At 40.1% G+C, this 20,788-nt stretch carries 20 protein-coding genes; 8 read left to right on the plus strand and 12 right to left on the minus strand.

Annotated elements, in window-relative coordinates; all coding sequences use genetic code 11:
* Nucleotides 1-142: 142 nt before the first annotated feature.
* From ispC to rpsB, 5 genes are all read right to left on the minus strand, one after another.
* Nucleotides 143-1,336 (minus strand): 1-deoxy-D-xylulose-5-phosphate reductoisomerase, encoded by a 1,194-nt coding sequence (gene ispC, locus CYG50_RS14770; RefSeq protein WP_102139935.1) that lies wholly within the window; start codon nt 1,334-1,336, stop codon nt 143-145.
* Nucleotides 1,337-1,485: 149 nt separating this feature from the next.
* The gene (gene frr / locus CYG50_RS14775; RefSeq protein WP_102139936.1) at nt 1,486-2,043 is read right to left on the minus strand and encodes a ribosome recycling factor; all 558 of its coding nucleotides are present in this window, start codon (nt 2,041-2,043) and stop codon (nt 1,486-1,488) included.
* A 110-nt stretch (nt 2,044-2,153) separates the two neighbouring features.
* Nucleotides 2,154-2,882 carry a UMP kinase gene (pyrH, locus tag CYG50_RS14780; protein WP_004257499.1) on the minus strand — a complete coding sequence of 243 codons (729 nt, stop codon included), beginning with the start codon at nt 2,880-2,882 and terminating at the stop codon, nt 2,154-2,156.
* A 121-nt stretch (nt 2,883-3,003) separates the two neighbouring features.
* Nucleotides 3,004-3,855 (minus strand): translation elongation factor Ts, encoded by an 852-nt coding sequence (gene tsf / locus CYG50_RS14785; protein ID WP_004908761.1) that lies wholly within the window; start codon nt 3,853-3,855, stop codon nt 3,004-3,006.
* Between the two features lie 142 nt (nt 3,856-3,997).
* Entirely contained in the window at nt 3,998-4,723 is a 726-nt protein-coding gene (rpsB, locus tag CYG50_RS14790; RefSeq protein ID WP_102139937.1) for a 30S ribosomal protein S2, read from the minus strand.
* Nucleotides 4,724-5,380: 657 nt separating this feature from the next.
* Here rpsB and map point away from each other — a divergent pair.
* The 4 genes from map (at nt 5,381) to CYG50_RS14810 (ending at nt 10,613) form a co-directional block, all read left to right on the plus strand.
* Nucleotides 5,381-6,178 (plus strand): type I methionyl aminopeptidase, encoded by a 798-nt coding sequence (map, locus tag CYG50_RS14795; protein WP_102139938.1) that lies wholly within the window; start codon nt 5,381-5,383, stop codon nt 6,176-6,178.
* Nucleotides 6,179-6,287: 109 nt separating this feature from the next.
* A complete protein-coding gene (gene glnD / locus CYG50_RS14800) occupies nt 6,288-8,924 on the plus strand; it encodes a bifunctional uridylyltransferase/uridylyl-removing protein GlnD (RefSeq protein WP_102139939.1) in 2,637 nt (878 codons plus the stop codon).
* Nucleotides 8,925-8,986: 62 nt separating this feature from the next.
* Entirely contained in the window at nt 8,987-9,814 is an 828-nt protein-coding gene (dapD, locus tag CYG50_RS14805; RefSeq protein WP_102139940.1) for a 2,3,4,5-tetrahydropyridine-2,6-dicarboxylate N-succinyltransferase, read from the plus strand.
* A gap of 418 nt (nt 9,815-10,232) precedes the next feature.
* Complete coding sequence (locus CYG50_RS14810; RefSeq protein WP_004908747.1) at nt 10,233-10,613, plus strand: DUF3461 family protein; 381 nt, start codon at nt 10,233-10,235, stop codon at nt 10,611-10,613.
* Between the two features lie 83 nt (nt 10,614-10,696).
* On the opposite strand, the gene CYG50_RS14815 is transcribed toward CYG50_RS14810, so the two are convergent.
* Genes CYG50_RS14815 through CYG50_RS14825 form a run of 3 tightly spaced genes read right to left on the minus strand, consistent with a single transcriptional unit; the run spans nt 10,697 to nt 12,272 of the window.
* Entirely contained in the window at nt 10,697-11,149 is a 453-nt protein-coding gene (locus tag CYG50_RS14815; protein WP_102139941.1) for a flavodoxin, read from the minus strand.
* Nucleotides 11,150-11,170: 21 nt separating this feature from the next.
* Nucleotides 11,171-11,929, minus strand: coding sequence for a tRNA pseudouridine(65) synthase TruC (gene truC / locus CYG50_RS14820; protein ID WP_102139965.1), 759 nt, complete (start codon nt 11,927-11,929; stop codon nt 11,171-11,173).
* A 7-nt stretch (nt 11,930-11,936) separates the two neighbouring features.
* Nucleotides 11,937-12,272 (minus strand): YqcC family protein, encoded by a 336-nt coding sequence (locus CYG50_RS14825; RefSeq protein WP_102139942.1) that lies wholly within the window; start codon nt 12,270-12,272, stop codon nt 11,937-11,939.
* A gap of 252 nt (nt 12,273-12,524) precedes the next feature.
* Between CYG50_RS14825 and CYG50_RS14830 the strand changes: the two genes are divergently transcribed.
* The gene (locus tag CYG50_RS14830; protein ID WP_102139943.1) at nt 12,525-13,421 is read left to right on the plus strand and encodes a DUF535 family protein; all 897 of its coding nucleotides are present in this window, start codon (nt 12,525-12,527) and stop codon (nt 13,419-13,421) included.
* Nucleotides 13,422-13,898: 477 nt separating this feature from the next.
* Here CYG50_RS14830 and syd read toward each other — a convergent pair whose 3' ends face one another.
* Nucleotides 13,899-14,459, minus strand: coding sequence for a SecY-interacting protein (gene syd, locus CYG50_RS14835; RefSeq protein WP_102139944.1), 561 nt, complete (start codon nt 14,457-14,459; stop codon nt 13,899-13,901).
* Nucleotides 14,460-14,605: 146 nt separating this feature from the next.
* Here syd and queF point away from each other — a divergent pair, with 146 nt between their 5' ends.
* The 3 genes from queF to xni all read left to right on the plus strand — a co-directional run bounded on the left by queF (nt 14,606) and on the right by xni (nt 17,676).
* A complete protein-coding gene (gene queF / locus CYG50_RS14840; RefSeq protein WP_102139945.1) occupies nt 14,606-15,451 on the plus strand; it encodes an NADPH-dependent 7-cyano-7-deazaguanine reductase QueF in 846 nt (281 codons plus the stop codon).
* 84 nt (nt 15,452-15,535) lie between these two features.
* Nucleotides 15,536-16,903 (plus strand): nucleotide 5'-monophosphate nucleosidase PpnN, encoded by a 1,368-nt coding sequence (gene ppnN / locus CYG50_RS14845; RefSeq protein ID WP_102139946.1) that lies wholly within the window; start codon nt 15,536-15,538, stop codon nt 16,901-16,903.
* 17 nt (nt 16,904-16,920) lie between these two features.
* Nucleotides 16,921-17,676 carry a flap endonuclease Xni gene (gene xni, locus CYG50_RS14850; RefSeq protein ID WP_102139947.1) on the plus strand — a complete coding sequence of 252 codons (756 nt, stop codon included), beginning with the start codon at nt 16,921-16,923 and terminating at the stop codon, nt 17,674-17,676.
* A 55-nt stretch (nt 17,677-17,731) separates the two neighbouring features.
* Here xni and rlmM read toward each other — a convergent pair whose 3' ends face one another.
* The 3 genes from rlmM to CYG50_RS14865 are packed head-to-tail and all read right to left on the minus strand — an operon-like array spanning nt 17,732 to nt 20,192.
* Nucleotides 17,732-18,835 (minus strand): 23S rRNA (cytidine(2498)-2'-O)-methyltransferase RlmM, encoded by a 1,104-nt coding sequence (rlmM, locus tag CYG50_RS14855; RefSeq protein ID WP_102139948.1) that lies wholly within the window; start codon nt 18,833-18,835, stop codon nt 17,732-17,734.
* A complete protein-coding gene (locus CYG50_RS14860) occupies nt 18,828-19,223 on the minus strand; it encodes a DUF423 domain-containing protein (RefSeq protein WP_004908716.1) in 396 nt (131 codons plus the stop codon). The genes rlmM and CYG50_RS14860 overlap by 8 nt, the downstream gene beginning before the upstream one ends.
* Before the next feature lie 27 nt (nt 19,224-19,250).
* Complete coding sequence (locus tag CYG50_RS14865; protein WP_102139949.1) at nt 19,251-20,192, minus strand: transcriptional regulator GcvA; 942 nt, start codon at nt 20,190-20,192, stop codon at nt 19,251-19,253.
* Nucleotides 20,193-20,788 lie beyond the last annotated feature (596 nt).

Consider the following 20,788-nt stretch of genomic DNA (forward strand, 5'->3'; position numbering starts at 1 on the left):
TAATAACTACTATTATTGAGTTTGCTGATAAGACACATCCTTAAATCTCTAAGAGGTACTATGTTATTTTTCTTTTTTTTAACACGTCACATATTAAAGAGTTATTATGGCTGACAGCAACTAAATAAAACACATACCAGCTTTAAATTGTCTGAGCGATTATTTTTTCTGCATTTTTGCGCGCCCATCCGTCGATTTCTAAGACCTCTTCAATCGAAACTGGTTCAGAAAAAACTTGGTTTTCTAATACATTGTGGTTAATTTTTGCTATATCCGTAAAGCGTATTTTACCTTCAAGAAAAGCAGCAACGGTCATTTCATTCGCACCATTAAGTGCAGTTGTAGCGGCTTGCCCTTGATGACAGGCATCGATTGCGAGCTTCAAGCAAGGATAACGTTGATAGTCAGGCTGAACAAACGTTAATGATGAAAGAGTTGCAAAATCAAGCGGTTTCGCACCAGACATGATACGCTGGGGATAAGCCATACTGTATGAAATTGGTGTACGCATATCTGGCGTGCCCAACTGAGCTATCACGCTACCATCTTTATACCGAACCATGGAATGAATAACAGATTGAGGATGGATAATCACTTCCATTTGCTCAGCACTCGCATTAAAAAAGTAGCAAGCCTCAATATATTCTAGACCTTTGTTCATCATTGTCGCAGAATCTACTGATATTTTTCGTCCCATCGACCAATTTGGGTGGTTACACGCTTCATCAGGGGTCACATTATCAAAATGCGATAACGGTGTATCCCTAAATGGGCCACCTGAACCTGTTAATACGATGCTCGAAATACCCGAGGCAGACAAATCAGAGAAACCTAAATTTAATTGAATAATTTCAGGTAAACTTTGGAAGATAGCATTATGCTCACTATCAATAGGAAACACAGTTGCATTGTGCTTGCGAATCTCATTAAAGAATAAACGGCCACTGGTAATTAAAGACTCTTTATTCGCTAATAATATTCTTTTACCTTTGCGTATTGCCGCTAGAGTAGGAAGTAAACCGGCAACCCCGGTAATTGCTGACATCACTTGGTCTGCATCATCAAGACCAGCAAGGTCAATCGCAGCTTGTTTTCCTGACAAAACCTCAGTTTTGCAATTGTTCTCGGTCAAAATAGCTTTTAACGCTTTTGCTGATGATTCATCCGCCATTGAGACATATTTCGGATTAAACTCAAGGCACTGTTTCGCCATTTCAGTGACATTCTTTCCTGCCACTAAAGCGGTAATTTGAAATTTTTCGGGATTTTGGCGAACAACAGAAAGTGTATTGGTACCAATTGAACCTGTAGAACCCAGGATTGTCAGACGTTTCATAGTGATTGGTTGCTCTGTATTAATTCAATACTGAGATTATATCAGCTTAATGATTGGAAAGGATTTATTAATAGATATGAAAACAATAAAGCCACGCTAGCGCACACTTTTACAGTTGTTTGCTTTGGTGGCTTTATTATCATGATGGATTAAAACTCCATCAGCTCCGCTTCTTTTTGCGCTAATGACTCATCAACTTTTTTGATGAAGTTATCAGTCAGCTTTTGGATATCATCCTGTGAACGGCGCTCATCATCTTCACTGATTTCTTTATCTTTCAGTAAAGCTTTTACTTTGTCGTTAGCATCACGGCGAACGTTACGAACAGCAATACGGCCTTGTTCTGCTTCACCACGAACCACTTTAATTAAGTCTTTACGACGCTCTTCCGTTAATGGAGGAAGTGGAACACGGATCACGGTACCCGCAGATGATGGGTTCAGACCTAAGTCAGACGCCATAATCGCTTTCTCAATCGCAGGTGACATACTGCGGTCAAATACAGAAATCGCTAATGTGCGTGAATCTTCAACAGTGACGTTTGCTAATTGGCGCAGAGGTGTTGCTGAACCGTAATATTCAACAGTAATACCATCTAACAGGCTTGGCGATGCACGGCCTGTACGAACTTTACTAATTTGGTTTTTGAATGCTTCAAGGCTCTTTTCCATACGGTCTTGAGCATCTTTTTGGATTTCATTAATCACGTTTTCAACCCTTAAGAACTGGTTATTAAAGGCCGCGATGCGACCTCGCTTAAATAGTCTGAATTTATATGCTAGATAATACATTTAAACTCAGGTCATGTCTCTGAGTATTAATTGTGAGAAATCAGAGTTCCTTCATTTTCACCCATAACCACGCGTCGTAAAGCGCCCGGTTTATTCATATTGAATACGCGGATCGGTAAGTTATGGTCACGTGCTAATGTGAACGCAGCTAAGTCCATCACTTTGAGTTCACGTTCTAAAACTTCTTGGTAACTCAGATTTTCATAAAGGACTGCATCAGGGTCTTTAGCCGGGTCTGCTGAATACACACCATCAACTTTTGTCGCCTTCAACACAACATCCGCTTCAATTTCAATGCCACGTAAGCATGCAGCGGAGTCTGTTGTAAAGAATGGATTGCCTGTTCCTGCAGAAAAAATAACAACACGTCCGTGACGTAACAAGCTAATGGCCTCTGCCCAGCTATAGTTATCACAGACACCGTTAAGTGGAATTGCAGACATCAGTCTTGCATTCACATAGGCGCGATGTAATGCATCACGCATCGCGAGTCCGTTCATCACAGTTGCTAGCATCCCCATGTGGTCTCCGACAACACGGTTCATTCCAGCTTGTGCCAAACCAGCACCACGAAACAGGTTACCACCGCCAATAACCACACCGACCTGTATACCCAGTTCTATGAGTTCTTTGATTTCCTGAGCCATACGATCTAAAACGCTAGCATCGATACCAAAACCTTCTGCGCCTTGTAAGGCTTCGCCACTTAATTTAAGCAGAATACGCTGATAAACGGGTTTTGCATTGGTTGCCATGGTGTTCTGTCCTAACAGATATTTATTGGGGTAACATACGTAGAATCACAGTTTTCTACATACCTAAATTTTTAAATAGACGTATATAAAACAGAGCCGCCAATTGGCGGCCCTTAGTTGATTACTTGCTCATTGCAGCAACTTCTGCTGCAAAGTCAGTTTCAACTTTCTCGATACCTTCACCTACTTCGAAACGAAGGAAACCAGAAACAGTAGCACCTTTCTCTTTCAGTAAGTCACCAACAGATTTGCTTGGGTCCATTACGAAAGGCTGGCCAGTCAGAGAGATTTCGCCAGTGAATTTGTTCATGCGACCGATAACCATTTTTTCTGCGATTTCGCGTGGTTTACCAGATTGCATAGCGATGTCTAACTGGATTTGATGCTCGTGAGCAACAACATCAGCAGGAACATCATCTGGAGTCACATATTCAGGTTTGCTTGCAGCGATGTGCATAGCAATGTGTTTCAGTAATTCTTCGTCAGCGCCTTCAGCCGCAACTAAAACACCAATACGAGCACCGTGCAAGTAGCTACCTACTTGTGCGCCTTCCAGAATAGCAACGCGACGAATATTGATGTTTTCACCAATTTTCGCAACTAATGTTGTACGAGCTTCTTCGAATTTTGCTTTCAGTGCATCGATGTCTGCATTTTTGTCAGCAACAACAGAAGCTAAAACTTCTTTACCGAATGCTAAGAAACCTGCGTCTTTAGCAACGAAGTCAGTTTCGCAGTTCAGCTCAACCAGAGCACCTGTTTTACCACCGTTGAAAACTTCAGTCAGGATAACACCTTCAGCTGCAACGCGACCTGCTTTTTTAGCCGCTTTTGCTTGACCTGATTTACGCATGTTATCAATCGCTAATTCGATGTCGCCATTAGCTTCAACAAGTGCTTTTTTACATTCCATCATACCTGCGCCAGTACGTTCGCGCAGTTCTTTTACCAATGCAGCGGTAATTCCAGACATGTGATTTATTCCTCGATATTCCCCGTGGGAATTTTCCCCACGTGGATAGTTCTGATTCATATATAAAAGGGGCCTAAATCAGGCCCCTTCTAACATATAGCAGTACCTGTATAGCAATACCTAAATAAGGGTTTAAACCTTATTATTCAGCTTCTACTAAGCTTTCTTCTGCTTGAACAGCCAGATCTTGTGAACGACCTTCACGAACGGTGCTTGCTACAGCGCCCAGATACAGTTTGATTGCACGGATTGCATCATCGTTACCAGGGATAATGAAGTCGATACCGTCTGGATCAGAGTTAGTATCAACAATAGCAAATACTGGGATACCCAAGTTGTTTGCTTCTTTAATAGCGATGTGTTCGTGGTCTGCATCGATAACGAACAGAGCGTCAGGTAAACCGCCCATATCTTTGATACCGCCTAAGCTGTTTTCTAACTTACCAAGTTCACGAGTACGCATCAGCGCTTCTTTCTTAGTCAGTTTGTCGAAAGTACCGTCTTGTGATTGAACTTCTAAATCTTTCAGACGTTTGATTGACTGACGAACGGTTTTCCAGTTAGTCAACATTCCGCCTAACCAACGGTGGTTAACGAAATACTGATCACAGCTGTTAGCAGCTTCTTGAACGGCTTCGCTTGCAGCACGTTTAGTACCGACAAACAGAATCTTGCCTTTACGAGAAGCAATTTTAGTCAACTCAGCCAGAGCTTCGTTGAACATTGGAACAGTTTTTTCCAGGTTGATGATATGAACTTTGTTACGCGCACCGAAAATGAAAGGTTTCATTTTTGGGTTCCAGTAACGAGTCTGGTGACCAAAGTGTACGCCTGCTTGTAACATATCGCGCATGGAAACAGTTGCCATTTAATACCTCTGTATTTAAGTAATTGGGGTTATGCCTCCACAAATCCCATGCTACCGACTCCAAAGCTGCGTTTAAACGCATAAGAGCACCCCGGTGCACGTGTCGATTTGTGTGTGTTATTACACAATTGAGTTTTAAGTTTCGCACATCCAAACTTTTCATTAGCCACTTCATATTGATGCCATAAAATGACATTTCGATGATGGTGATAAGAAATAATATGGATTGCCGGCGCGCTTTATACCATAAAACCAATCTAGAAGCCAACTTTTGTTGTTTTTTTCGCTCACAAAAATGGCAGTGAAATTGATTTAATCAGAGCAATCGCGCTTTATAATTATAGACGCTTTTTGATTAGATAAAAAAGCCCTATTTAAAGAATGGTTTTTATTGTTTCACATACTTCTTATATCTCTCTTGCGGTTAGTTATTTGCATTTTGTGCTACGCAAGGCTCAAAATGAACAAGCCAATCCCCTCTCATCACCTATCCTACAAACAACTTCAACTTTCGAATCTATCGTTAGCTAGTTGGCAGAAAATGCGGTGGCTGTTACCATACGTCTTATCGATGTAAAAAATGGTATTCAACCTCCATTTTCAAACCCTCTTATTTAACATGTCATTAAGCACTAATGGCATGAATGGACTGGACTCATGGCTATTATTATCAAAACTGAAGAAGATATTCAGAAAATGCGCGTTGCTGGTCGCTTAGCAGCTGAAGTATTAGAAATGATTGTACCGCACGTTGTGCCGGGTGTTAGTACAGGTGAATTAGACCGCCTATGTCATCAACACATTGTTGATGTGCAGAAAGCTATCCCTGCATGCTTGGATTACCACGGTTTTCCTAAATCTGTTTGTATTTCTGTCAATGATGTTATCTGCCACGGCATTCCTAGCGACGATAAGATTTTGAAAGATGGCGATATTGTCAATATTGATGTCACCGTTATTAAAGAGGGTTTCCATGGCGATACCTCCAAAATGTTTATCGTAGGTAAACCGACGATTCAAGGTGAACGCCTTTGCCAAGTCACTTTAGACAGCTTGTATCTAGCAATCCGTATGGTTAAACCGGGTATTCGCTTACGTACTCTGGGCAAAGCTATTCAAGAATTTGTCGAAAAACAAGATTTCTCGGTTGTACGTGAATATTGCGGCCACGGCATTGGACAAGGTTTCCATGAAGAGCCACAAGTTCTGCACTATGACGCTGATGACAATGGCGTAGTCCTGCAAAAAGGGATGACTTTTACCATTGAGCCAATGGTCAACACAGGTGATCACCGCATTCGTACCATGAAAGATGGCTGGACAGTTAAAACCAAAGACCGCGGTTGGTCAGCACAATATGAGCACACATTAGTCGTAACGGATAACGGCTGTGAAATCCTCACTCTACGTAAAGAAGAAGAACCATTTATCTCTGCCGTATTAGTCAACGAATAATCTTCTCCCTAGAGCCTTCTTAATCGAAGGCTCTACCTCTGTTCATTTTTATCAAAAAACCGTAAGCTGGTAGCTATTCCCCTATTGCTATCAATACGGAAAGATAAAGATGACTGTAAATTCAGCTTCCTACCTATCTCCGAATCAATTTAGTACTCATGACCTTGAGTTGAATTCATTAAGACAACATGTCGATGATTTCGATCAGTGGTTGGAAGAGGCTTTCAACCAAGGTAAAAATGTTGCCGACCTTATTCACTTACGTAGTGATTACCTTGACGCATTGCTGACAAGATTATGGCAATCTTTTAAATTTGATAAGCAACCCGATATGTCATTGATCGCCGTTGGGGGTTATGGTCGCCATGAACTTCATCCACTTTCTGACATCGATATTTTAGTTTTAAGTAAAAACCCCCTTCCAGAACGCGTCGCCAGCGAAATTGGGCAATTTATCACGCTATTGTGGGATTTACGGTTTGATATCGGCCACAGTGTCCGTTCGCTTGCTGAATGTATTGAAGCTGGAAATGCCGACCTAACCACCGCAACTAACCTCATTGAATCACGGTTAATTTGTGGTGATGTCACCTTGTTTTTACAATTACAAAAAACCATTTTTAGCGATGACTTTTGGCCCTCGGCCCTCTTTTTTGCTGCAAAAATTGAAGAACAACAAGAACGTCATCAACGCTACCATAGTACCAGCTACAATTTAGAGCCCGATATTAAAAGTAGCCCTGGAGGATTACGAGATATCCATACCTTACTGTGGGTCGGCCGGCGCCATTTTGGTGCAACCACCGTCGATGAAATGGTGGGTTTTGGCTTTCTCACTGAAGAAGAGCGCCAAGAACTCAAAGAGTGCTTAATGTTTTTATGGAAAATTCGCTTTGCACTCCATTTAGTGGTGAAACGCCATGATAATCGCCTGCTATTTGACCGCCAATTTAGCGTAGCTCGGTTACTGGGTTATGAAGGCGAAAAGAACCAACCCGTTGAACGGATGATGAAAGATTTCTATCGCGTCACTCGTCGAGTGAGAGAACTCAATCAAATGCTATTACAGCTATTTGATGAGGCCATTTTGACACTTAATCCTAACGAAAAACCTCGCCCTATTGATTCATTATTCCAATTACGCGGGTCATTGATTGATGTCATTGATGAAGAGTTATTTATTAAGCAGCCAGCTGCTATTTTAAAAATGTTTTATCAAATGGCTAGATATCCAAATATTACAGGGATCTATTCCACCACATTGCGTCAGCTTCGTTATGCACGGCGTAACCTTTCGGTGCCATTATGCGAAATCCCTGAAGCCCGAAAACTGTTTATCAAAATTCTACGCCACCCCAGAGCAATCAAAGGGGCTTTTGTTCCCATGCACCTTCATAGTGTATTAAGTGCCTACACACCGCTATGGGGCAATATCGTCGGGCAAATGCAATTCGACCTATTTCATGCATATACCGTTGATGAACACACTATTCGCGTGCTGCAAAAAATTGATAGCTTTACATTAGAAGAAAATCGTCGTGACCATCCACTTTGTGTCAGTGTTTACCCCAAATTATTACAACCCGAACTTTTACGATTAGCTGCGATTTTCCACGATATTGCTAAAGGCCGCTCAGGGGATCACTCTGATCTCGGCTCTGAGTTTGTTTATGATTTCGCCTTACTGCATGATTTTTCTGTCAAAGAAGCTGAATTAGCTTCCTGGTTGGTAAAAAATCACTTATTAATGTCAGTGACAGCTCAACGACGTGATATTCAAGACCCTGATATTATCAAGCAATTTGCAGGAGAAGTTAAAACCGTTTCACGGCTTAACTACTTGATGTGTTTAACGGTTGCGGACATTTGTGCCACAAATAGCACGCTGTGGAATAGCTGGAAACAAAGTTTAATTCGTGAGCTATTTTTATCAACAGAACACCAATTAAATCAAGGCATGCAAAGTACCCCTGACTTACGCGAACGCATTCGTCATCACCGTTATCAAGCTTTATCATTACTGCGCCAATCATCAATTGATGAAGAGAAACTGCAAAGCTTATGGTCTCGCTGCCATGCGGATTATTTTTTACGTCATACCCCATCCCAATTAGCATGGCATGCTAAGCACTTACTAGCCCATAACTTGAGCCAGCCTTTAGTGTTAATTAGCACGCAGCCTAAACATGGCGGAACAGAAATTTTTATTTGGTGCCATGATAAACCCCATTTATTTGCAGCTGTCGCTGGCGAATTGGATCGCAGAAATTTAAGCATTCACAGTGCTCAAATTTTCACCAACAAAGACAATATGGCCATGGATACCTTCGTCGTACTGGAACCTAACGGTAGCCCTCTATCCAAAGACAGATACGACCATATCCGAAAAATGTTGTTATTAGCCGTTCAGCAACCTGAAATTTCACTGCCTAAGCCACGTACTCTGCCGTCAAAGTTACGTCACTTTACTGTGCCAACAAAAGTTAATTTCCTACATTCCACTAACGAACGTCGCACTTATATGGAGCTATTTGCCTTGGATCAACCGGGTTTATTGGCTCGCATCGGTCATATTTTTGCTCAAATGGAAATTTCTCTGTATGGCGCACGCATCACCACAATTGGCGAAAAAGTGGAAGATTTCTTTGTTTTAGCTGATAAGGAACACAAAGCGTTGACTAAAAATATGCAACAAGAGTTATCAGAAAGGTTGACAGAAGCCCTAAAATCGAAGGATAAAATATAGCGTTCATCACATTTTCATGGTGAACGTTCACTTTTATATCATTCAAGAGGAAAATACAATCAATGCAGCATTTACAAGCGATCATTGAACAAGCGTTCGAAGAACGAGCTAATATCACACCAAATACCGTATCAAGTTCGGTAAAACAAGCCGTGTTAGATACCATTGCATTACTCGACAGCGGAAAATTGCGTGTCGCTGAAAAAATTGCCGGTGTTTGGGTTACCCATCAATGGCTGAAAAAAGCAGTTTTGTTATCATTTCGCATTCAAGATAACCAAGTCATTGACGGTGCAGAAAGCCGTTATTTCGATAAAGTCCCAATGAAATTCGCAGATTATGACCAAGCTCGCTTCGAGAAAGAAGGTTTCCGAGTTGTTCCTCCTGCCGCGGTTCGTAAAGGTGCTTATATCGCTAAAAATAGCGTATTAATGCCGTCATATGTCAATATTGGTGCTTACGTCGATGAAGGCACAATGGTAGATACATGGGCAACCGTTGGCTCCTGTGCGCAGATTGGTAAAAACGTGCATTTATCTGGTGGCGTAGGGATCGGTGGTGTACTAGAGCCATTACAAGCCAACCCAACGATTATTGAAGACAATTGCTTTATTGGAGCTCGTTCTGAAGTGGTCGAAGGGGTGATTGTTGAAGAAGGCTCCGTCATTTCAATGGGTGTTTATTTAGGACAAAGCACCAAAATCTATGACCGTGAAACAGGTGAAATTCATTACGGCCGAGTCCCTGCAGGTTCCGTGGTTGTTTCAGGTAATTTGCCATCAAAAGATGGTCGTTATAGCCTGTATTGCGCCGTCATTGTCAAGAAAGTCGATGAGAAAACCCGCGGTAAAGTAGGCATTAATGAATTATTAAGAACGATTGATGAGTAATTAAACGTTTAAAACTTCATGCCAAACCTATTACTGGTTTTTATAATAAGCTTTATAGTGAGCCACTGTAATTAGGTTAAAAAACCAAAGCTATCCCGAATCGCATACCCCCGTATGCAACTCGGGTGGCCATATCAGTGTTACCTTTTAATATTAGCGCATTAATTGCAAAGAGAAGTTTGTCAATTTCTACAAATCGCGCATAATATGTCCGTGGCTTTTGCCGTTTACCTCTAATAAAACTGTATTATTTTATTTTTCATTATAATGATGCTGTTTGTGTAATAACATCATTCTATCTATCACCCAAACGAATGGGATAGATAACTTATTAACGAGAAATAGACCGATATTGTTACGGCCTGCTCACACTATCACTTTGTTCACCGACTCTGTCTCTACAGTAAAGCGAGCTAACATGTACGATAATTTGAAAAGTTTAGGCATCAGTAACCCTCAAGACATAGACCGCTACACCTTGCGCCAAGAAGCGAATAATGACATTTTAAAAATTTATTTTCGCAAAGATAAAGGTGAGTTTTTTGCTAAAAGTGTAAAATTCAAATATCCACGCCAGCGTAAAACTATTGCTGACGGTAATAATAATTTCAAAGAAATTAATGAAATTAACACTAACCTGCGTTATGCCATCGAAGAACTAGACCAAATTTGCCAAACAGATCAAACTGATATTGATTTAAAACACAAAATTCTTGATGACTTACGCCATCTTGAACACGTGGTTTCAAATAAGATCGCAGAAATTGAAGCGGATCTAGAAAAATTGACCCGTAAATAATTTACAGGTGAAATGATTAATTTACTGCGCCGTAGCACTGCCAATATTTATCATTAATATAGGTAATACTACGGTGCAGACATTTAGAGCAGCCCCGCCCACGCTTCAACCCAAGGCTTAGCAAACTCCTCTGGAACATCCACCTCAATTGCATCAATAAATAAAATATCACCAATACGGGTCGCTGATTGTTCAGATAACAGCTCATCAAAACGAATACCAGCCCCACAAAAACTTTCATAACTGCTATCACCTAAAGCAATTAGGCCATAACGTAAATCAGGTTGATAACCGACAACATCTTTGATTTCACTATATAACGGAGCGATGGTGTCCGGTAAATCCCCTTGCCCCGTCGATGAGGTAACAATAAGTGCAATTTCATTACCTGAATTATAAAGTTGCCAATCATTCAAGGTGGGCTCATCAAAAACAACCACTTCATGCCCTTGCTGCTCTAAAATTTCTTGTGCTGTTTCTGCAACAGCTAAAGAGTTACCGTAGACAGTTCCAACAAAAATGCCTATTTTTGACATAACTTTCCCTCTATTTTATCGTTAACTTGATGAGTTAATAACGTTTATCCCTAGTTTTTCAACTTTGCCTGACCATCCAAATTGCTCAATTAATGACAACCATTGTGTATCCCATGTGGCAACCAACGATATATTTTCTTTTGTTATTGGGTGGTTTAAATTTAATAAGCTGGCATGTAGCATCAGGCGAGACACTGAAAAATGCGTATTCACACCTCTATTTTGGCGTAAGTCTCCATGCTTGCTATCACCAATAATAGGGTGACGAAGGTGAGACATATGCCTTCTCAATTGATGTTTACGGCCAGTTTCAGGTTTTAATTCAACTAAACTAAATCTTGATGTTTCATACCGCCCAATACCAATGGGACATTCAACTGTCGCTATCGGTTTACAGTGGGTAACACACTCCTGCAAAACAGGCTCACGTGATGCATGTTTATCCGCAATTTTATCTAACTCTTCTAATAGCGGATAATCGATGGTTTGCTCTTCGGTTAAATAACCACGAACAACAGCGTGATACACTTTTTCTAACTGATGGTTTTCAAATTGAGCCGATAACAGCCTTGCAACCTCACTCGATAATGCAAAAAGCAATATACCTGATGTTGGCCTATCGAGACGATGAATGGGATAAACATACTGGCCAATTTGGTCCCGTAATGTTTGCATCACAAAGACGGTTTCTTTACTGTCTAGCCAACTGCGATGCACTAGCATCCCCGCGGGCTTATTCACTGCGACCATATACTCGTCGTGATAAATAATTTCCAACATCAATAAATTACCCACGGGTCTTCGTTGAGAAAAATCCATCTAATTCACGCAAATAATTAATAATTAGCGTGTATTGTTCTTCTTCATCATGTTTATAAGCTTCTTCAAAATAAGGAGCAACCGCAAAATTAGTTGGCAGCGTAGCCCCTTGCTCAATTAACATTTGCAGGCGGGGGATCAAAATCCACTGTAACCACTCTATCGCCTCCATCGTGTCTATACAAAAAGGCTCTACACTGTTAAAAGCATCTGGCAAAGGCGGTTGTTCCCCCCAAAGAGATTTTAATTTCATTTCCTCTTCTAAGTGACGAAGTTTCTCAATGATACGTTGTTCAATATTCATACTTAAACTCATTTAGTGATGACAATGGCAAATATACGGTATTTTCTATCACAATTCTGTCGAATAAATGGGGTTAAAAATGAGTAAATACAAGTTTATTCATTTTTCTTATCTATAGTTATTATCACCACCATTAATCTGACAACTCACTTAATAAGATTTGTTTATATTTCGTTGCAGATAACACATGTAAAATTAAATGTTTTATCAATTTAGAACTTACAAAATAATTAACAACAAAATGGTTTATTTATGGGAAGACTAAAACAGTGGCGCAAGGAAAGTAAAGTTTGGAAAGCCTTAAACTCTAAGTATTTTGAATTAAAAAGAAAAATACGCATTACAAAGCTACCTTCGTCACAATATCAGCAGTATCAATTTATGTGTCAAAACTACCGTAGCGCTCAGTTTTCTTCAGTTATTGAAGGCGTTCCTCACTTCATTGAGCGCCCAATCAATAAGTACCTACATAAAAGCTGGAATGGAAAACAAAAATTATTAACTGCCAGCTATACGCTCAATTTAATTGAAAACACATTTACACCCGAAGCTATTGAGACAATGTTCTGTACAAAGCGCGAAGGGCTTCTTGTGGCAAACATTGAATTAAAATCAGGGGAATTTGCTCAGTTAACGTTGATTTATTCTCAATATCCTCGGGAAGGTGACCTCACTTTACACTTGAGAAATGAAACGGGTGACGATATTTATTTAATGAGTTTTTCCTTTGGCCCAGAAGGACAATTGTACGTGTGCTCTTTGCAAGGCCCTTCCACTGAACAAAGTGTCGACCAAGTTAGGTTGATAACTAAGCAAATGCACGGAATGAGGCCCAAAAACCTATTAATGTCCGCGGTTTATGCAGTAGCAACCTTCTTTCAGGTAAAATCAATATTAGGGATTTCAAACCAGTGCCATATTAAGAGCCAGCATTTGAAATCAAGCTACGATACGTTTTGGCAAGAATGTAGTGCGACGAAAACACCTGATGGTTGGTTCCAATTACCTATTCAAGAACCTGTACGAGATATAGAGTCAGTGAAAAGCCAGCGTCGTGCTGAATTTCGCCGCCGAGAAGCACTTCGCGATACCATGACCCAAGATATTATTGCCTCGTTAACCGAAAATTCGATTAAAGCAGAGCATTGATTTTTAATCAATTAACGTATCTTTGATACTTTTTTCACCACTCTACTGCAATAAACGCATAACTAAAAAAGCCAGTCAACCGAAGCTGACTGGCTCATACTTTAAAATTTACGCATCCTGCAAATGACTTCCCGTCACTCAACATCCTGTTGATTAAAACAAATTTATAGATCCGTCACCTAGTCGCGTTCCATCGCCTTGTTTTAAACAATTTTCACACCTTACACTAAGCAGTAAGGTATAAAAAGCTAAACGAGTTTACCCTGTCCAGCGAGATAAGAATGCATTAAATGTATTAATGAAACAACCTAGCAAAATAAACAATAACATAGTGAAAACACATACAAATCACAAACCAGATAGTAACGCCATGAAATTAAAAGTTAAATAATTATCATTACAATATAAAGAACATTTTTTAAGAAATGACTTAGCTCAATTGTAGGCATTTACTTACACAAACCCACTTAAAAACACTTACCCCTGAGGTTCAATGACAACCACGAGTTCATCGAGAAAATTTGTTAAATTCGAAGAAAGTACACGCCTTTGCTGACTACCAAATTTTTCTAATATAATTTCTCCCGTGAGATTACACATTGAAATCATTTCAATCTCTGATTCTAAAGTCGCAATAAACAGCGTGGGTGATAGCTTTAAACGCTTCTGAGTAACTAAATGACCAATTAAATTTTCTTGCAAACGGATGAAGTCATCTTCATTCCATACCTGCACTAAACTCAGCGTAATATCACGAAATGTGGCTTTCATATCACCAGCAAGCTGTGTCGTATAAAAAGCATGGATATCACCTTGCAAATTTATCTCCAATGCTGCCGCGACTTTGTCTAAGCTCGCATCCTTTATTGGAAATGGCTGAGGTTCCCAATAAACCCAGTTTTCACCTGTACGGACAATACATGGAGATGGAACACCATATAAGTCTGTTGAAGCAGGAGGCAAACCCGTTTGTTGGTGCCATTGCGAAATATATTTCTGCGTAAAATTTTGTAGTGCGACAGAGTGTGATGTATTCATAGTTATGTGTTTTCTGTAGCCTATTTAAAGAGAAAGGCGTCAATGTGGTAGATAAATGGTATTATGACAGAAGTTTGCAAATGAAGAAAATATCCCAATTTTTACCTGTTAGCCTCATTTTAAGTTTATGAAGTATAAGGACCCCTATGTCACACTACCAAAATAATCCCGCACTTAATAATTTAACACTTGGGAAGAAAACGGCTTACCATGACCAGTATGATGCCACATTATTGCAAGCCGTCCCTCGTAGTTTAAATCGTGACCCTTTAGCTATTCACGCTAAAGCACTTCCGTTTCACGGTGCCGATATTTGGACAATGTATGAGCTTTCATGGCTAAATCAGCGTGGGGTTCCTCAGGTAGCAATAGGTTCGGTTAGTGTTGATGCTAATAGCGAAAATTTAATTGAATCAAAAAGTTTTAAGCTTTATCTAAACAGTTTTAACCAAACACGTTTTGAAACTTGGGAAAATGTGCGAAGCGCTTTGCAAAATGATTTAAGCCACTGTGCTAATGGCCAAGTAAGCGTTACACTTCATAAATTAGCCCATTTTTCTCATCAACCTATCCAGCCATTACTTGGCGAATGTATTGATGAGCAAGAAATTGATATTGATAATTATGAGTTTAATCGAGACTATTTGGCGAATTGTACTCAGCAACAGGTTGTCGACGAAACGTTAGTGAGCCATTTATTAAAATCAAACTGCTTAATTACCAATCAACCTGACTGGGGCTCTGTGCAGATCCACTATCGTGGGCCCAAAATTGATCGCGAAGCCTTATTACGTTATTTAGTTTCATTTCGCCATCATAATGAATTTCATGAACAATGCGTTGAACGCATTTTCACTGATATTATGCAATTGTGTAAACCTGAAAAATTAAGTGTTTACGCACGCTATACTCGCCGTGGAGGGCTTGATATAAACCCATGGCGTAGTAATGAAGAATTTAAGCCTGAATTAGGTCGTTTATCACGGCAATAAATGTATACAGTTGAAAAATAAATGTAATTAATACATTTACAGTACAATCACATATCAAGAACCCATTGGGTAAAGGAGTACTACTTGATTACTCATATCAGTCCATTAGGATCTATGGATCTACTCTCTCAACTTGAAGTTGACATGCTAAAACGCACGGCCAGTAGCGATTTGTACCAATTATTTAGGAATTGCTCTTTAGCCGTTTTGCATTCAGGCAGCTTAACCGATAGCAGTAAAGAGCTTTTAGAAAAAAGTAAAGATTTTGATATCAACGTATTACGCCGTGAGCGTGGCGTTAAGCTTGAACTTATCGAGCCACCAGAAAAAGCCTTCGTTGATGGCAAAATCATCCGCACCTTACAAGCAAACCTGTTTGCTGTATTACGTGACATTTTATTCGTACATGCGCAAATTACGCATGCCAAAGAGCGATTCAATCTAGACCTCGAAAATGGCACACACATCACTAATATGATTTTCTCCATCTTACGTAATGCTCGCGCACTGCATATTGATGAAGACCCAAGTATGATTGTTTGCTGGGGCGGCCACTCAATTAATGAAATTGAATACCTATATGGTCGTAAGGTCGGTAACGAACTTGGCTTACGTGAACTCAATATCTGTACAGGCTGTGGTCCTGGAGCTATGGAAGCACCAATGAAAGGTGCCGCTGTTGGCCACGCCCAACAACAATACAAAAATAGCCGTTTTATTGGCTTAACTGAACCTTCAATTATTGCGGCTGAGCCACCAAATCCATTAGTGAACGAGCTCATCATTATGCCTGATATCGAAAAACGTTTAGAGGCATTCGTTCGATTAGGTCATGGGATTATAATCTTCCCAGGTGGTGTCGGTACTGCTGAAGAGTTGCTTTATTTACTTGGTATTTTGATGGATCCGGCTAACAGTGAACAAGTTCTGCCATTAATTTTAACGGGTCCAAAAGAAAGTGCAGAATACTTTGAAGTATTAGACGATTTTATTCGTCACACTTTAGGTGATGAAGCCAGTAAGCACTACCAAATTATTATTGATGATGCACCAGAAGTTGCTCGTGTGATGAAACGTAGCATGCCACAAGTTAAAGAAAATCGCCGTAGCACTGGTGATGCCTATAGCTTCAACTGGTCGATCAAAATTGCTCACGATTTACAGCATCCATTCGAACCAACCCATGAGAATATGGCATCACTGAACCTACACCCAGGACAAGCGCCTGAAAAATTAGCTTCAGATTTACGTCGTGCTTTCTCAGGTATTGTCGCTGGTAACGTGAAAGAAGTTGGTATGAAAGCCATCGAAAAACATGGCCCATTCAAAATTCACGGTGATAGTGAGCTAATGAAGCGTATGGATGTGTTATTACAAGGCTTCGTTGAACAACATCGTATGAAATTACCTGGTGGTACAGCATACGAACCTTGCTATGAAATCGTGAAATAAATAATGATGGCGTATTTATGATCCATTTATTAATTATTGATGCATTAAACTTAATACGCCGGATCCACGCTGTGCAAGGAAGCCCGTGTGGAGAAACTTGTTTATCTGCAATAGCACAGTTGATCACCCATACAGACGCCACACACATTGTTGCAGTGTTTGATGAAGAAGGTCGTCATCAAAGCTGGCGTCATGAAAAACTGCCTGATTATAAAGCTGGCCGGCAACCGATGCCTGAAGATTTGCATGCCGAACTCCCTGCATTAATCGCTTTATTTAAAGAAAAAGGAATTCACTGCTGGCAGTCTGAAGGGGATGAAGCTGATGACTTAGCCGCAACCTTAGCAACACGCATTGCGGGCTCAGGGCACACGGTTACCATCGTATCCACAGATAAAGGTTATTGCCAACTACTTTCCCCTAACTTAAGAATTCGCGACTATTTTCAAAAGCGCTGGCTTGATATCCCTTTTATCGAAAAGGAATTTGGTGTTTCTCCTGAGCAACTTCCTGATTATTGGGGACTCGCAGGGATCAGTAGCAGTAAGGTTCCTGGGGTTGCAGGTATTGGCCCCAAAAGTGCTACAACCCTATTGCAGCAATACCATTCTATTGAAAATATATTTGCTAATTTAGATAAACTTGAAGATAAGTGGCAGAAAAAACTCATCAATCAACAGGAAATTGCATTGATTTGTCGAGATATCGCGACTTTAAGAACCGATATCGCGCTACAAGGAAATTTGAATCAGCTACGTTATATAACCAACTAATATAAAAAAGGCCACTTTATTAATTAGTGGCCTTCTCATTGACTGATTTTATGGATTAATAATACTCACGTGCCATTGGATTTGCCGACCATATCCTCATCACGTGCACAGTCACTTCTTCACGGTCATGATAAAGCTGCTTCGCTTGAATCAACACATTAATGCCTTGCTCTTTGAGCTGTGTTTTCATCTTTTCTAAGATATGTGAAACTTCTTCATAGCGCTTTTTCATCGGCAATTTTAAGTTAAAAATGGCTTCTCGGCACCAACCTTGTGCAAGCCAATCCGTCATTAACGCAGCAACTTTAGCGGGTTTTTCAACCATATCACAGACTAACCACGTAATGTTGTGGGAAGTAGGCTTAAATTTAAACCCATCTTCACGGTGATGCTTAACTTGCCCTGTATCCATAAGGCTTTCTGCCATTGGGCCGTTATCTACAGCATCCACCATCATACTGCGTTTTACCAATTGATAAGTCCATCCACCTGGACATGCACCAAGGTCGACTGCTTTCATCCCGCTCGCTAGACGCTCTTCCCACTCTTCATAAGGAATGAAGACATGGAAAGCTTCCTCAAGTTTTAAGGTTGAACGACTCGGAGCATCCGATGGGAATTTTAATCTTGGGATCCCCATATAGAAGTTCGAACTATTATTAGTATATGAATACCCGGTATAACAACAACCTGGGGCTATAAAAAATACATGAATAACAGGCCGCTTAAAGTTTTCGAGTGGCAATAAGATTTTTTCTTTACGTAATGCATTACGTAAAGGTACCGTAAACTTGCGGCAAAATTTCAGCAGCTCTTTCGACTCGTTGGTATCAGCAACTTCAACACGGATATCACCTGCCCGCGCAACTTGCTGACTCAATGCATTTACAATCGGAGTAATACGGTCTTCAGGCGGTAAGTCCTTAAGTAAATCCCCTATTACAATCATTTGACGAGCAAAAATTAATTCTCGAAAAGGCAACGTCCGTGCGAGTGTGTCTGCATCTTCTGCTTGATAGCACTCAAAAATAACATAACCACTGTTTTCTTTTACGCGAGCAAAACCATAAATCTCTTTTTGCCCTGCTTTATCTGTAATCTCTGCTGCACATTCTTTTTCAAAGCCTGGACGGCAATATAGTGCAATTTTATTACTCATTGCGTGACGCCGATTTCCTTAGACGCATAGCGCCAATAACCACTAACAGCCAACCAATTAGGAAACATACACCACCTATTGGCGTAAAATAAGAGAAGTATTTTACCTGCAATAGTGCCATACAATAAAGGCTACCGCTAAAAAGAAGTATCCCAACAGAGAAAAACACACCTGACCAATAGAACCATAGGATAATTTTACGTAATAAAATTGCCCCGAGCACCATCAGTGCTACAGTATGCAACATTTGATAACGCAGTCCTATTTCAATCCAGTCCATTTGATGGACACTCATAATTGACGATAACGCATGTGAACCAATAGCCCCAAAAGCAACAGTAAAGAAGCCACTAATTCCAGCAAAAATTAACATCAAACGACTATTCACAGTAACACCTTTTATTTAAATACTTGATTACTGAATAAGCGCCACATCTTGGTCACCCGTAATAAAGCCTAATTTCTCTTGTTCACTTGCTGCCTGCCCAAGGATCCATTGGCGAAATGCAGCTATTTTGCCTAAATCTGCCTGATTTTCTTGGCAAACTAGGTAGAATGCGTTTTTACTAACTAACACCTCACTAAAAGGGCAAACTAAGCGCCCAGCGTCAATTTCATTTTTGGCCATCACATTATTCGTTAATGCAACCCCCTGACCATGAACAGCAGCTTGAATAACCATAGCACTATGACTAAAAATGGGACCTTGCTGTACATTGACTACATTTTGTAACTCTAGTTGCTTAACATATGCCTGCCAGTCTCTTCGTGAAGAATCGTGAAGTAACGTATGTTTTGCTAGATCTTCAGGAACTTTTAGTTGGCTATCCCCAGTTAATAAAGATGGCGAACACACAGGCATTAAATATTCAGCATAAAGCCTATCTGTTCTTAATCCAGGCCAATTACCTTTACCGTAGAAAATAGCGACATCAACGTCATCAGCCAATTTATCTTCTTCTCTATCTACAGCCTGGATCCGCACATCAATGCCTGGATAGGCTTGATTGAAGCCTGAAAGCCTTGGTACCAGCCATTGAATTGCAAAGCTTGGGGATAAACTCACTGTTAATGCCCCCTTCGCGCTTCTTGCTTGTAACTTACGCGTCGCCTCATTCAAAGAAGAAAAAATTTCTTTAATATCAAGGTAATAACTTTGTCCCTCTTCTGTCAACAACAATGAGCGATTGCGCCGACGAAATAATTTCAACCCAAGGAAATCCTCCAAACTTTTCATCTGGTGGCTAACGGCCGCTTGAGTAACAAATAATTCTTCTGCTGCCTTAGTAAAACTTAAATGACGAGCTGCAGCGTCAAAGACTCTCAGTGCATTTAGGGGCGGTAATCTTTTAGACATAATCACTTCTACTTGGCATCTTGTTATGCATTAGTTTTTTTCATCCGAAGCATTATAATTTGTCCCTTGAGGATACGCTAGTAAATACCTATAGTATGCACACTTCCTAAGCCGGAACGAAAAGTTACAGAGTTTAGTTACTTTGAAACTTTTGGCTTTGTGGTTGTGATGTTGTGTTTGCAAGTTGTCTGGTTGAACCAGACCTTTGTAGCTTTAGCTACTGTTTTTTCACTTCCTGTACATTTACCCTGTCTGTCCATAGTGATTTTATATAGTGCACCGCCAACGCGCGGTGCTTTTTTTTACTCTTTTTTTAATGCTATTTCGGCATTTACTTAAGCAATTTAACTTAATAAATACAAATATCTATAGATAAATACAAGTGTACCGAAAAAACTTTCAGTAAGATATTTAAGATAAATCTTGAAAATTATTCACTAAGTACTTAAAAAAATAAATTTATAAACAAAAGGCGTTGCATTGCAATGCAAAACACTGAATCATCTTGAAACCACATCTGGAAGAATTGCTAACAATTAATACCAAACGTAACAGAATATTTCAATGATTAGATTGAAAAATGATAAGTTTAAATT

Source organism: Providencia huaxiensis, assembly GCF_002843235.3.
Classification (GTDB): Bacteria; Pseudomonadota; Gammaproteobacteria; order Enterobacterales; family Enterobacteriaceae; genus Providencia; species Providencia huaxiensis.

Bases quoted from the DNA above. Each gene is read 5' to 3' on its own strand.
- CYG50_RS14815 (WP_102139941.1), bottom strand. From the start codon at position 11,149: ATGTCAAAAATAGGCATTTTTGTTGGAACTGTCTACGGTAACTCTTTA.
- CYG50_RS14830 (WP_102139943.1), top strand. From the start codon at position 12,525: ATGGGAAGACTAAAACAGTGGCGCAAGGAAAGTAAAGTTTGGAAAGCC.
- dapD (WP_102139940.1), top strand. From the start codon at position 8,987: ATGCAGCATTTACAAGCGATCATTGAACAAGCGTTCGAAGAACGAGCT.
- rlmM (WP_102139948.1), bottom strand. From the start codon at position 18,835: ATGAGTAATAAAATTGCACTATATTGCCGTCCAGGCTTTGAAAAAGAA.
- pyrH (WP_004257499.1), bottom strand. From the start codon at position 2,882: ATGGCAACCAATGCAAAACCCGTTTATCAGCGTATTCTGCTTAAATTA.
- CYG50_RS14825 (WP_102139942.1), bottom strand. From the start codon at position 12,272: ATGAATATTGAACAACGTATCATTGAGAAACTTCGTCACTTAGAAGAG.
- map (WP_102139938.1), top strand. From the start codon at position 5,381: ATGGCTATTATTATCAAAACTGAAGAAGATATTCAGAAAATGCGCGTT.
- rpsB (WP_102139937.1), bottom strand. From the start codon at position 4,723: ATGGCAACTGTTTCCATGCGCGATATGTTACAAGCAGGCGTACACTTT.
- tsf (WP_004908761.1), bottom strand. From the start codon at position 3,855: ATGTCTGGAATTACCGCTGCATTGGTAAAAGAACTGCGCGAACGTACT.
- CYG50_RS14865 (WP_102139949.1), bottom strand. From the start codon at position 20,192: ATGTCTAAAAGATTACCGCCCCTAAATGCACTGAGAGTCTTTGACGCT.
- CYG50_RS14810 (WP_004908747.1), top strand. From the start codon at position 10,233: ATGTACGATAATTTGAAAAGTTTAGGCATCAGTAACCCTCAAGACATA.
- ispC (WP_102139935.1), bottom strand. From the start codon at position 1,336: ATGAAACGTCTGACAATCCTGGGTTCTACAGGTTCAATTGGTACCAAT.
- truC (WP_102139965.1), bottom strand. From the start codon at position 11,929: ATGTTGGAAATTATTTATCACGACGAGTATATGGTCGCAGTGAATAAG.
- syd (WP_102139944.1), bottom strand. From the start codon at position 14,459: ATGAATACATCACACTCTGTCGCACTACAAAATTTTACGCAGAAATAT.
- queF (WP_102139945.1), top strand. From the start codon at position 14,606: ATGTCACACTACCAAAATAATCCCGCACTTAATAATTTAACACTTGGG.
- xni (WP_102139947.1), top strand. From the start codon at position 16,921: ATGATCCATTTATTAATTATTGATGCATTAAACTTAATACGCCGGATC.
- glnD (WP_102139939.1), top strand. From the start codon at position 6,288: ATGACTGTAAATTCAGCTTCCTACCTATCTCCGAATCAATTTAGTACT.